Origin of the sequence: Frankia sp. AvcI1 (assembly GCF_001420875.1) — a bacterium.
In the GTDB taxonomy this organism is placed as follows: domain Bacteria; phylum Actinomycetota; class Actinomycetes; order Frankiales; family Frankiaceae; genus Frankia; species Frankia alni.
In genome coordinates, this window is the sequence record NZ_LJFZ01000061.1 from 1 (window position 1) to 11,638 (window position 11,638).

General features: G+C 70.0%; 4 protein-coding genes and 23 pseudogenes. 22 read left to right on the top strand and 5 right to left on the bottom strand.

What is annotated here, in order from left to right; genetic code table 11:
• Window positions 1-215 (bottom strand): annotated as a pseudogene (locus UK94_RS72005) (hypothetical protein); the annotation flags it as partial.
• Window positions 216-706: 491 nt separating this feature from the next.
• Window positions 707-1,159, bottom strand: coding sequence for a deaminase (locus UK94_RS31485; protein WP_055752713.1), 453 nt, complete (start codon window positions 1,157-1,159; stop codon window positions 707-709).
• A 713-nt stretch (window positions 1,160-1,872) separates the two neighbouring features.
• On the opposite strand from UK94_RS31485, the pseudogene UK94_RS72010 reads away from it, so the two are divergent.
• The 22 genes and pseudogenes from UK94_RS72010 to UK94_RS72110 form a co-directional block, all read left to right on the top strand.
• A pseudogene (locus tag UK94_RS72010) lies at window positions 1,873-2,184 on the top strand (methyltransferase, FxLD system); the annotation flags it as partial.
• Between the two features lies 1 nt (window position 2,185).
• Window positions 2,186-2,351: pseudogene (locus UK94_RS72015) on the top strand (methyltransferase, FxLD system); the annotation flags it as partial.
• Window position 2,352: 1 nt separating this feature from the next.
• A pseudogene (locus tag UK94_RS72020) lies at window positions 2,353-2,929 on the top strand (methyltransferase, FxLD system); the annotation flags it as partial.
• A gap of 1 nt (window position 2,930) precedes the next feature.
• Window positions 2,931-2,987, top strand: a pseudogene (locus UK94_RS72025) (hypothetical protein); the annotation flags it as partial.
• Between the two features lies 1 nt (window position 2,988).
• A pseudogene (locus UK94_RS75640) lies at window positions 2,989-3,168 on the top strand (hypothetical protein); the annotation flags it as partial.
• Between the two features lie 294 nt (window positions 3,169-3,462).
• A pseudogene (locus UK94_RS72030) lies at window positions 3,463-3,671 on the top strand (methyltransferase, FxLD system); the annotation flags it as partial.
• Between the two features lies 1 nt (window position 3,672).
• Window positions 3,673-3,817 (top strand): annotated as a pseudogene (locus UK94_RS72035) (methyltransferase, FxLD system); the annotation flags it as partial.
• 1 nt (window position 3,818) lies between these two features.
• Window positions 3,819-4,202, top strand: a pseudogene (locus UK94_RS72040) (methyltransferase, FxLD system); the annotation flags it as partial.
• Window position 4,203: 1 nt separating this feature from the next.
• A pseudogene (locus UK94_RS72045) lies at window positions 4,204-4,701 on the top strand (methyltransferase, FxLD system); the annotation flags it as partial.
• Window positions 4,701-4,771: pseudogene (locus UK94_RS72050) on the top strand (FxLD family lantipeptide); the annotation flags it as partial. The pseudogenes UK94_RS72045 and UK94_RS72050, both read left to right, overlap by 1 nt.
• 140 nt (window positions 4,772-4,911) lie before the next feature.
• The coding region (locus UK94_RS72055) for a lantibiotic dehydratase (protein WP_235490881.1) at window positions 4,912-5,287 on the top strand (376 nt) is incomplete at its 3' end.
• 1 nt (window position 5,288) lies between these two features.
• A pseudogene (locus tag UK94_RS72060) lies at window positions 5,289-5,948 on the top strand (lantibiotic dehydratase); the annotation flags it as partial.
• 1 nt (window position 5,949) lies between these two features.
• Window positions 5,950-6,041: lantibiotic dehydratase family protein (locus UK94_RS72065; RefSeq protein WP_235490883.1), on the top strand; the 92-nt coding region annotated here is incomplete at its 3' end.
• A gap of 1 nt (window position 6,042) precedes the next feature.
• Window positions 6,043-6,537, top strand: a pseudogene (locus tag UK94_RS72070) (lantibiotic dehydratase); the annotation flags it as partial.
• 1 nt (window position 6,538) lies between these two features.
• A pseudogene (locus UK94_RS72075) lies at window positions 6,539-7,659 on the top strand (thiopeptide-type bacteriocin biosynthesis protein); the annotation flags it as partial.
• Window positions 7,656-8,060 (top strand): annotated as a pseudogene (locus UK94_RS72080) (lanthionine synthetase); the annotation flags it as partial. The pseudogenes UK94_RS72075 and UK94_RS72080, both read left to right, overlap by 4 nt.
• Before the next feature lies 1 nt (window position 8,061).
• A pseudogene (locus tag UK94_RS72085) lies at window positions 8,062-8,347 on the top strand (lanthionine synthetase LanC family protein); the annotation flags it as partial.
• 1 nt (window position 8,348) lies between these two features.
• Window positions 8,349-8,726: pseudogene (locus UK94_RS72090) on the top strand (lanthionine synthetase LanC family protein); the annotation flags it as partial.
• 33 nt (window positions 8,727-8,759) lie between these two features.
• Window positions 8,760-8,858, top strand: a pseudogene (locus tag UK94_RS72095) (bacteriocin biosynthesis protein); the annotation flags it as partial.
• A gap of 1 nt (window position 8,859) precedes the next feature.
• Window positions 8,860-9,124: pseudogene (locus UK94_RS72100) on the top strand (thiopeptide-type bacteriocin biosynthesis protein); the annotation flags it as partial.
• A gap of 1 nt (window position 9,125) precedes the next feature.
• A pseudogene (locus UK94_RS72105) lies at window positions 9,126-9,425 on the top strand (bacteriocin biosynthesis protein); the annotation flags it as partial.
• 3 nt (window positions 9,426-9,428) lie between these two features.
• Window positions 9,429-9,539, top strand: a pseudogene (locus UK94_RS72110) (bacteriocin biosynthesis protein); the annotation flags it as partial.
• Window positions 9,540-9,719: 180 nt separating this feature from the next.
• Here UK94_RS72110 and UK94_RS34250 read toward each other — a convergent pair.
• The 3 genes and pseudogenes from UK94_RS34250 to UK94_RS31515 all read right to left on the bottom strand — a co-directional run.
• Window positions 9,720-9,890, bottom strand: coding sequence for a hypothetical protein (locus tag UK94_RS34250; RefSeq protein ID WP_157734548.1), 171 nt, complete (start codon window positions 9,888-9,890; stop codon window positions 9,720-9,722).
• A gap of 175 nt (window positions 9,891-10,065) precedes the next feature.
• Window positions 10,066-10,150 (bottom strand): annotated as a pseudogene (locus UK94_RS72115) (4a-hydroxytetrahydrobiopterin dehydratase); the annotation flags it as partial.
• A 1-nt stretch (window position 10,151) separates the two neighbouring features.
• Window positions 10,152-10,346: pseudogene (locus tag UK94_RS31515) on the bottom strand (4a-hydroxytetrahydrobiopterin dehydratase); the annotation flags it as partial.
• Window positions 10,347-11,638 lie beyond the last annotated feature (1,292 nt).

Below are 11,638 nucleotides of genomic sequence, written 5' to 3' on the forward strand. Positions count from 1 at the left end.
GGAGCGTGTCGGCGGGGGGCATGTGTTCGCGGTCGTCGAGGTCGAGGAGGTTGTCGATGCTGGTGCCGTAGACCTCGGCGAGTAGGGCGAGCATCTGCGGGGTGGGGCGCCGTCGGGGTGGGAGCGGCCAGGTTTCCAGTTGGGACAGCCAAGGGACGGTCATGGTGGCGGCGCCGTCGGGGTCGAGGCCGGTGCGGGCGGCGTGGGCGTTGATGNGGTCGGCGGCCTGCTGCTGGGTCCAGCCGNGGGCCNNCCGGTGGGCGGTGNGGGGGCGTAGCCGGTAGCGGCGGGTGAACTCGACGGCGATCTCGTCGTGGCTCATCCCGACCGCGCGCATCCGTTCCCGCAGCGCGTCCTGTTCCACCCGCTGGCTCGGCCTACTCATGACAACGCCGCACATCCTCTCCGGTCCCGGACACGATCTCGTGTCCGCCACCCACAGCACGAAACCGACCGTTTCACGGTAGTCGACAGGGTCGTGCGTATGGTGCGCTCCTACGGCCTCGCGACCCCGCTGCGACACCACAGCGGAGATGGACGACGCCGTGTCCCGCTCGACGAGCTATGCGGCCTCGCCGGGCGGAGAGCTGACCTTGGCGGCAAGAATCCGTTGGGTACGACGGTCTGCCTCCNTGCTCCCGGTCGGGCCCTGGCCTCCCGAACGACCATGCGCGTATCCCAGCGTGGCAAAGGGGGATAGCGATGGTCAGACGGACAGGTGTGCGTTTATGGCGCGGGCCTGCTCGCCGAGTTCAGACATTTCCACAACGGTGACCCCGGCGGCGGCGAGTAGTTCGTAGCCTTGGCAGTCGGCGACGAAAAGGCTGGGTTCCCGCCAGGCAATGACCACCCGGGGGATCTTCGCTTCCAGGATGAGCTGAGTGCAGGTGCGGGGCCGGGACTTGCGCTGCGAGCAGGGTTCGAGGGTGCTGTAGATCGTCGCGGTGGCGAGCCGGCGGTCGCCGGGTGCGACCTTGGCGAGCGCGGACTCCTCGGCGTGCACCGCCTCGTCGACTTCCCGGGAGAACCCGAACGCGATCTCCTCGTTGTTCTCGTCGACGATGACGGCACCCACCGAGTAGGCGCCGGTGGCCGGTCGGCAGCGGTGAGCGAGTGCGATGGCACGCGTCATCCACCGGTGGTCATCAAACTGGGCCATGAAGGCTCGTCCTTCCTCGGGAGAATCCGGGGGCCGTCGGAGAGTGCGCCGGATAGCCGGCTTGCGCGCTGTCAGACGGTGGTGGCCGTGGGGATCTGCTTCATTGCCTGCCGGAACTCGCGCGCCTGGGGGACAGTCTGCCACCCGTCGGCGGCTTCGCCGTGGTGGCCGCGGTCCGCTGCCAGCTGGCTCTCGCGCGGCGTTCGGATCACCGGACGGCCGCACATGGCGCAGGGCCGGAGTTCCCGTGGCCCCAGCGTCGGCACTCGCCGGGACGCGAGACCCAGGACGGCAGGTCCACCGTGCTCTGGTCGCAGCGGCATCCAGACCAGACGGAAAATCAAGATCAAATCTCTGGGGAACTTGCCGAACAAACTGTCATGATCACGTTGAACAAGTGCACCCCGAGGTCAGCGTTCCCGCAGGTCAGACACCTCTTGGACGACGAAGAAAACGTTCACAGTGGAGGGAATGACTCGCCCCTTGGCGTCAGGCACCCTAGTGACGCCTCACGTCCGACCTGGTTGTGATCTTGGCGGTCTCGCAAGATGCGACACCCTGATCCACCCACGCCGGGGAGGGTGTCAGCATCGTAGGGTCGACAGGCCATCACTCAAGGTCACCATCCGAGTTCGAGGAGAAGCCTGGTGCCTACCTCAGCAACCGAGATCACTCATGATCATTCGGATGCGCAGCCGGCCGATATCCCTCGTTTGCGCGAGGAGCTCATTCGGGAACTGCGCGAGCTGAAGGCGATCGTGACGCCCGAGGTGGAGCAGGCGGTGCGGGCGGTGCTCCGGCACCTGTTCATCCCCGAGGTCCCGGTGGAGAAGGCGTACGCCGCCGAGCACCACTACGTGACGAAGAAGGACGAGCACGGGGTCAGCATCAGTTCGGTGTCCGCCGCGCGGATTCAGGCCATGATGCTGGAGCAGGCCGAGGTACGCCCGGGGATGCGGGTCCTGGAGATCGGGTCGTCGGGATACAACGCGGCGCTTCTCGCTGAACTGGTAGGCGAGGCCGGCNAGGTCACCTCGATCGACATCGATCAGGACGTCATCGACCGGGCAGCCCGACTCCTGCCGGCGGCGGGCTACGAGAACGTCCACCTGCGGCGTACGGACGGGGAGTTCGGTGCGCCGGAGCATGCTCCGTTCGACCGGATCATCGTCACCGTCTGCGCGTGGGACCTNCCCCCGGCCTGGAGTGACCAGCTCGCCGAAGGCGGCCGGCTCGTCGTCCCGCTGCGGATGCGGGGCCTGACCCGCTCGGTGGCCTTCGAGCAGGAGAACGGTCGTCTGGTGGACCGGGGCTACGAGCTGTGCGGCTTCGTGCCCATGCAAGGAGTCGGGGAACGGCGGGAACGACTGGTCTCGCTCCACGGCGACGACGTGCGCCTGCGCCTGGACGACGACCAACAGGCCGACGCCGACGGACTACGTGCCGCCCTGCCGATGCCACGGCAGGAGGCGTGGTCGGGGATCACCGTCGGGAAGAACACCAGGTTCGACGGCCTGTACCTGCTGATGGCCATGACCCTGCCCGACTTCGGCCTGCTGGCCGCGACGAAGGCCGCCATGGACCGCGGCCTGGTCGCCCACTCCTGGGGGCTGGGAGTCCCGACCCTTCTCGACGGGGACAGCTTCGCGTATCTGACCTTCCGTGCCACCAGCGAGGCACGCGAGCAGTTCGAGTACGGCGCCTTCGGCCACGGACCCCACGCCGACACCACCGTCGAGAAGCTGGTCGGCCTCATCAGATCCTGGGACGNCACCAGCCTGAACGCCCGCATTACCGCCTACCCCGCGCACACCCCCGACGAGCTGCTNCCCCCCGACGCCCTTGTCCTCGCCCGACGCCACACCCGCATCGCGATCACCTGGCCATCCCCGGCAGCGGCCAGCGGCAGCGTTCGCAGAGATGAGGAGGGCGCACAGGTCTCTGTGCAGCCCGCAGCACCCTCCGGACGGCGAGTGAGATCGCACCCCGAGGGACCCCCGAAGGCATCGNCATGATCACGCCGAATAAAGCCGAGGATACGGCAGTGTTCGCGCAGGTCAACGGCCTCATAGATGCCGAAGAAGACGTTCGCGGTGGGGGAATGGCTCGTCTCCTGACACCGGCCATCGTGGTGGCGTGCGACACCTACCGTGACTGTGATCTTGGCAGTTGCGCGAGAACGCGGTCGAGGAAGCCGCCATCCTGGGCCATCCGCGCTGGAAAGACCGTCAACGCCAGGAGGGCCGTCCGACCCGCGGCGGCTGTACGCATCGAGAGAGGACACCGTGACGAGCGTCGACACTATGAGTAGTGAGGGTCTCCGGAACGCAATGGTCGACCGGCTGGCTGCCGATCATGCGGCGAAGAGGCTTGTGCTGCGGCCCGAGGTGGAGGCGGCGCTGCGGACCGTTCCCCGCGAGCTGTTCACGCCGGGCCTGCCTCTGGAAGAGGCGTACGACGCGAACACGGCCGTCCTGAAGAAGATGCGCGGCGCGGAAGCGGTCAGCTCCGTNTCGGCGCCGTACCTGATTGCGGAGATGATCGGTCAGGCAGCGAACGCGCTCGGCGGTCTGGAGGGCCGGCACGCGCTGGAAATCGGCAGCGGTGGCTACAACGCGTCACTGCTGCGGGAGTTGGTCGGCCCGTCGGGATCGGTCANGACCGTCGACATCGACCCCGAGGTCACCGGCCGAGCAGCCGCCTGTCTGGCGGCGGCGGGCTACCACGACGTGACCGTGGTGTGCGCGGACGCCGAGCATCCGATCGTGCCCGGTCGCCGCTACGATTTGATCATCGTCACGGTCGGGGCGTGGGACATCCCGCCTGCGTGGCATGATCAGCTTACCGATGACGGTGTGCTGGTCGTGCCGTTGCGCACGTTCGGGATGACCCGGTCGTGGGCGCTGCGACGCCGCGGGGACCGTCTGGTCAGTGAGAGCCGCCGCCAGTGCGGGTTCGTCTCCATGCAGGGCGATGGAGCCCACGAGGTGCGGTACCTCGACATCGCCGACGGTGTCCATCTGCGGCTGGACGAAGACCAGCGNGTCGACCACGACCTCGACGTTGTCGGTGCCCTCCTTACGCAGCCCCGCGAGGAGGCGTGGGTCGGGGTGAGCCTGCCGCCCGCCACCATCCTCGCGGACCTGGATCTGTGGCTGGCAACCCGCCTCATCCACGAGACGCACTTCCTGGTGCTCTCGGCACAGGCGACAGCCGTCAAGTCCGGCGTCGTCGCCCCGGGCTGGCGGTTCGGCACCCCGGCAACCCTCGACGACGACACGTTCACCTACCGGTCGGCGCTGCGCTGGACCGACAGGCGGTTCGATCTCGGCGCCTACGCCCACGGGACCGAGGCCGCCGCGGCGGCCGGGCGGATGGTCGAGCACATGCGTGCGTGGGTGGACGCGGGTCAACCGTCTCCGACGCTCCACGTCCTTCCCGCGCACACCCCTGACGGTGACCTGCCGAACGGGGCGGTCCTGGACAAGCGGCACAGCCGTGTCGTCCTGGCCTTCACCACCAAGGAGAAAGGAACCCCCTGATGGGCGACGAGTACGAGCTGAACCTGCGTCTGGTCGACGCCGGGTCCGTCGCGAGCGGCCACGCCACCAGNACCGACGACGAGTGCGGCTCCGNCAACACGGAGTCGCAAGCCTGCACGACCACCAGCGACTGACACCGTTCATCCCAGGGAGCGCCCGGCCGAAGGCGGNCGGGCCTCCGTCCCCCAACCCGGCGATGCGGAGCCAGACATGTATCGAGCGGTCGACGCGGCGTTGATCAGGGCTGCCTCCTACCCCCGAGATCTGGCGCTGCCCGCGTGGCCCGACCTCACCACGAGCCGGCCCGAGGAGTGGCTGGGATGGCTACGGGAGGTGTGGGCGCTGCCCGAGTTCGCGGCGGCTGTCGAGCAGGCCGCGCCCGACCTGGCCGCCCGCATCATCCGTGCGCTGGCCCACGAGCCCATGGACAGGCGCAGGCTACGGCGCCTCGTCGAGGCGACGGTCCGGTATCTGCTGCGGTGGACGAGCAGGGCGACCCCGTTCGGCAGGTTCGCCGGAGTCGCTCGGGTCGAATTCGGCTCCCGTGCGGCGGTCCGCTGGGGGGATCGGCATCGTGAGGTGACCCNCCCGGATGACCGGTCTATCGCCGATCACGTGACTGTGGCCGAACGCGACCGGGCGATCCTGCGATCGGTCACGGTCGTGACGAACTCTCTGGGGTATCGGCGGGGCGGAGCATGGGTGCTGCCCTGTGCCCGCATTGAAGGCGACCGGGCCTGGGATGTCGAGATCGACCTGACCGGCCCGGTGCGGCTGGCGATCGAGGCAGCCAGCGCCCCCGTCCCGTTCAAGGAACTGGCCGCGACGGTGGCCGACGGACTGGCCGGCAGCGCGGCGGCGGCCGAGGACCTGCTGGCCGCCCTGGTGAACACGGGTGTCCTGCTGTCGGCGATCCGGCCGCCGATGACCGTGACCGATCCGGCCGCGCACCTGGCCCACCACATCGCCCTCCCCGCACCGGACGGCCGGACCACGGTCGATCTGCACGTCGACTGCACGGTGACGCTGCCGCCCGCCGTGGTCCGCGAGGCGCAGGAAGCCGCCGCCGCGCTCGTCGCCGTCGCGCCGCACCTGCCCGGCTGGGCCGCCTACCATGCCGCGTTCAGCGAGAGGTGGGGTCCGGGCGCGGCCGTGCCGCTGGACGATGTCCTGCGCACCTTGGGGTTCCCCGCCGGCTACCGGGGCTCGCGTCGCCGTGACCCGACGACGTTCACCGTCCGGGACAGNCTGCTCGCGACGCTCGCGCAGCAGTCCGCTCTGGATGGCTGCGCCGAGGTGGTCCTGGATGACGATCTGATCGGCCGGCTTCGGGGCGAGGANGACCGGCCACCGATCCCGCACACCGAACTGCGGTTCGCCCTCGACGCCCCGACACCGCACGATCTCGACCGCGGCATGTTCACGTTGACGGTGGTGAGCGGGGCCCGGCATGCGGGCGTCGCCGCTGCCCGGTTCCTGCACCTGCTCACTCCCGCCGAGCGGGAACGTTTCCGCGGCGTCTATACAAGCCTGCCGACCGCTTTACCCGGCGCAGACACCGTGCAGCTATCCGCGCCTCCCCTGGACACCCGACTCACCACTCTTGCCCGCACACCCGAACTCCTTCCGGTCCTGCCCGTCGGCGACTTCCACCCCAACCCGCCCTGGACGCTGAAAGATCTGGCGGTAGCCGGCGACGGCCAGCGGCTGTGGCTGGTGTCGCTCACCACCGGGCGGCCGGTCGAGCCGCTGCTGGTCAACTGCGTGCGGCTGCCGACCATCCAGCAGCCACTCGTCCGCTTCCTCACGGAGATCTGGACGGCATGGACGGCGCCCNGTGCCCGGTTCGACTGGGGACACGCGAGCACACTGCCGTTCCTGCCACAGGTCCGGCGAGGCCGCTCCATCCTGCATCCGGCCCGCTGGACGATCCCCGCGACCGCGCTACCCGCCCGCACCGCACCATGGTCACAGTGGCTGGACACCTGGCACCAGCACCGCGAACCCCGCCAGATCCCGCGGGAGGTGCTGATCGGCGACGACGACGTACGGCTGCGCCTCGACCTGGACCAGAACGCCCACCTTGCCCTGCTGCGCAGCCACCTTGATCGGCATCCGAACGCCGTCCTCACCGAGGCCGGCGGGCGAGCAGGCTGGATCGACGGCAGACCCGCCGAGCTCCTGCTCACCCTCACCCGTACCCCACCGTCCCACCGCCGGGCCGCCCGCCCTGCCCGTCCCGCCAGCACCCTCGCCCACCGGCCCGGCCGGTCGCGCTGGCTGGACACCCGCCTCTACGGACACCCGGATCACCTCCTCGCCCACCTGGCCGACCTCACCGACCTGCCGGCTGGCTGGTGGTTCCTGCGCCACCCCGACCCCGAAGACCATGTGCGGCTCCGCATCCCGTTACGCGAGGCCATCGACTTCGCCGACGCCGCCCGCACCCTCGCCGTCTGGGCGTACGGCCTGGCCGACGACGGCCTGTTGGCCGACTACACGCTGGCCACCTACCGGCCCGAAACCCGCTGGGGACTCGGGCCGACGCTCGCCGCGGCCCAGGCGGTGTTCGCCGCCGACTCCCGCGCCGCGCTTCGATGGCTGGCCGGCGACCGCCAGGCCGCCACCGCGGCGGGAATGCTCGCCATCGCCGGCGGGTTCGCCCGCGACGGCGCGCGCTGGCTCGTCGACCATGCCCCGCACCGCGGCGGCCCACGGTTGGACGCCGCCCAGCTCGCCCGCGTCCGCGACCCGTACGGGGACGCCGGCCTGGCCAGATCGCTGGCTACCTACCGGGCCCTCGCCGAGCGGGACGGTCTGGATCTCGACGAGGTGCTGGCCGATCTGCTGCACCTGCACCACGCCCGCATGATCGGCCCCGACCTCGCGTCCGAACGGCACTGCCTACGCCTGGCCCGCGCCACCGTCCAGACCGACCTCGCCCGGATCAGATCATGACCGCGGGCCAGTCCCTCGCCGACGGGGCGGCGGGCATCGCCCTGCTCCACCGGGAAACCGGCGCGTGGGCGGCGATGTACGCGGCGCTGGAGCAGGCCGTCGCCGCCGGCGTCAGCATCGCCGACAGCGCCAGCCTCTACCATGGCGCTCCCGCCCTCGCGTTCGTCCTCGCCGGCAGCGACCAGCCCGGCCTCGCTCGGGCCACCGCCGCCGCCGCGGCGGGAACAGCGACGCTGACCCGCCGCCGCCTCGGGGTGGCCCACCGCCGCATCGACCAACGCCAGCGACCCCCCTACGCCGAGTACGACCTGATCCGCGGCCTGACCGGACTCGGCGTCGCCCTGCGCCGTGTCGGCGATCTCGATCTGCTCCGCGACGTGCTCACCTACCTGGTGCGCCTGNCCGACCCCATCAACGGCCTCCCCGGCTGGTGGTGCCCGCACGGCCCCCACCGCAACCAGCCCGTCCTGGGCGGGCACTCGAACCACGGGGTCGCCCACGGCATCGCAGGCCCACTCGCTCTCCTGGCCCTCACACTGATCGACGGCGTGACGGTCGACGGGCACGCGGAGGCGATCACACGGGTCTGCCAGTGGCTGGACACCTGGCAGAGCCAGACCAGCGAGGGTTCGTGGTGGCCCGAGTTCGTGACGCTCGACGACCTGGACCGGGGCGAACCACGCCTATCNCGCCCGCCGCGCTTGTCGTGGTGCTACGGCGCGCCCGGCATCGCCCGCGCCCAGCAGCTCGCCGGCCGCGCCCTCGGCGACACCACCCGCCAACGCAGCACCGAAACGGCCTTCGCCGCCAGCATCACCGACCCGGCACAACTCGGCAGCCTCGTCGACCGCGGACTCTGCCACGGAACCGCCGGGCTCCTCGCCGCCGCACGCCGGATCGCCGCCGACGCGCTCACCCCGATCCCGATCGAACCGCTGGCGCGACTGCACCAGCACACCACGCCTGCTGCAACCGAACCCACCGGATTCCTCGACGGCACAGCCGGCGCCCACCTGGCCATCGCCGGGACCACGACCTGCTGGGACGCCTGCCTCCTGCTCTGCTGACCGACCTGCTCTGCTGACCGAAAGGGTCCGACGATGGACGAGACGGCCTGGAAGCAGGTGAACATCACCTACCCCAGCCCCGACTCCCACCAGCGGGAACGCCACGCCATCGACCACCTCACCCGCGTCCTGNCCGCCGCCGAAGCCGACGGCCTCATCACCGCCTGGTTCTTCATCCGCAAAGGCGCCTGGCGCATCCGCTACCTGATCGCCGAGGGCGCTACCGGACGCGGCGACAGGTACACCGACCCCCTGCACCCTTTGCTCACCGACAGGGTCCAGTGGACCGACGACCTCTACGAACCAGAGATCCACGCCTTCGGCGGTCCCAGCAGCATGAACACCGCGCACACGCTGTTCCACCACGACAGCAGCCAGCTGCTCACGTTCCTCCGCGGNGACCCCGCCGACCGGCGGGAACACTCCCTCGTGCTGTGCACCGCGCTCATGCGGGCCGCCGGGCTGGACTTCAACGAGCAGGGCGACGTGTGGGCACGGGTCGCCGAGCAACGCCCCAGCCAGGCCGACACGCCTCCGCACGATCCACCGGTGTGGGCATCCTTCACCAGCGGCGTCCGCCATCTCCTCCTCGGCGACGCCCGTACAGACCTGATTGGCCATGACTGGCTCACCTCGTTCGAGGAAACCGGCAGAACACTCCGAACCCTGCGGGAAAACGGCAGGCTCACCCGCGGGATANGNGCGGTCATCGCCCTACACGTGATCTTCCACTGGAACCGGCTCGGGCTTACGGCGACCACCCAGGGAACACTCGCGCGGGCAGCGAAGGATGCCGTCTTCGGCAATGCGCCGNCATAATCGATCAACCAGCCACCGGCCCTTGGACGTGGACCAGCTACCACAGTCGAACGCCGGGTGTCGTCGAAGCACAGGCACCCTGGCCCGCCATTCCGTTCGTCCTGGGGGCGCGGAGGCGTCCGGCCGGACGCCGAGACTGCGACTCGGCGACGCACGCACGNCGCCCCGGGACTCCTATCGTTTCTCGGCGAAGTCGCCGAACGTCGAGACTCGGCCGGCCAGACCCGACGAGGTGATCGTCTGGTCCCGCTCGCCGTCCAGCTGTTGCCAGGGGAACAGCATGTCGAGGTCGCGGCCGAGGGCCACATCGTCCCAGGGGCGCATCTGCCGCCGCAGGCCGGCCAACTCGCCGCGAATCCGAAGAGAATCAGTTGCCCCCGGGTCACACCCAGTAGAAGGTGGGTGCGCCGTCCGGTCAGGAACGTAGGCGGCCCGTCAGCGGGGATGGCCTCGACTCAGCGCAACGGCTGATCGCCATCTCCCGCCTCGAACCAGCGGGTTCTATTCGGCTCCGTGCGTNGGCGCGACCGCCTGGATGCGCCGGGCGAGTTCGATGTCGTGTTCGGCGACGTAGCCGCCGAGGTCGCTGGAGCTGATCGAGATGTNCACGGTCTTGTATCCGAGGGTCGCGTCCGAGTGATGACCAAGATCATTCTGGATAGCGGCGATATGCACGATGAACGCGGCGCCCTGAATGTGGGGAATGGAATAGGTGCGTTCAATCCGCCGGCCGTCCGTCGACCACCCCGCCAGCTCGGCGAGCCGTGCCTTGATCTGGTCGTGCGACAGAGCCTCAGCCATGATCTCTCCCGACCTCCTCGTTGATGACCGGCGCCAGAACCGCCGTCAACTCCTCGCCGACCGGATCGGCGCGCCACGGCNCCATCGCCTCCGCGACCACGGCCAGTTCCCGCCGGGCCCGCGCCGAACCCGTCTCCACCGCGATGTCCGCAGCGCGGCGGGCGAGCTCCACCGCGCGGTCCGGTTCCCCCAGCATCGCCACGGCGGTCGCGTGGCGGGCCGACCAGACCCCGACATCCCGACGCGCCGTGGCCGGCGCGACAGGGATGATCTGCTGCCACACACGGTCGGCCTCATAGGCAAGACCGAGCCGCCCGTAGCAGGTCGCGCGCTGCACTTCGACGTAGCCGTGGGTGCGCCGACACGCCGTCCCCCACACCTCAACGTCGACGCGATCCAGCAGCCGAGCGGCTCGGTCAAGGAGCACGTCGACCTGACGGCGGTCGCCGAGCAGCGACGCGCCGTGCGCCTGCTGCTGCAACGCGAACACCTGTACTTCCGGGGTCAGGCTCCGCGCGTCGAGAAGAGCTGCCTGGCACAAGTCGACCACGGCCTTCGCGCGCCCAGCATCGGTGAACGCCATCGCCCGGTCCACCAGAGCGCAGGCGACGGCATCCCGCTCTCCCGAGCGATGGGCAAGATCGAGGGCTTGGTCGTGGCAGCGCAGCGCGGCCACGGGATCGCCCGCGTCCAACCAGAGCCAGGCCGCGAACGCGTAGAACGAGGACCCGACCTTCGCCAGCCGCTGACGCGCCGGACTGTCCGCGGCGTCCACCAGATGCACGATGATCTCGCACTGTGAGGTGACCGCGCCGAGGATCGCCTGCGAGCCGAACCCCATATCGGCGTGCAGATGCCCGTCCAGCTGGTCCGAAAAATAAGAAGCAAGCGCCGGGTCGACAACGCCGGCACGGCCCGTCCCGACCGATCNGGCCACGACGGCCGACCCGGCGAGGATGTTGAACCTGCGGCGGCCGAACCCGTTCACACCATCGATGATCCCACCTCCGACATCGAGGGACGCGCTGCTGGGAAGGCTGAAGCGATACCCGCCCCCTTCCGTGCCTGGCCGTACGCCACGCGTGGGAGCCCCACCATCGGGACGTCGAGGCATCCTCGTGAGCGCTTTGCGCACGGCCGGTGCCACCGGAACGTCTATCTTGGCCGATCCCGACTGATCCGCCCGCCGGGTGCTGTTGATCAGGAGCGTGTCGGCGGGGGGCATGTGTTCGCGGTCGTCGAGGTCGAGGAGGTTGTCGATGCTGGTGCCGTAGACCTCGGCGAGTAGGGCG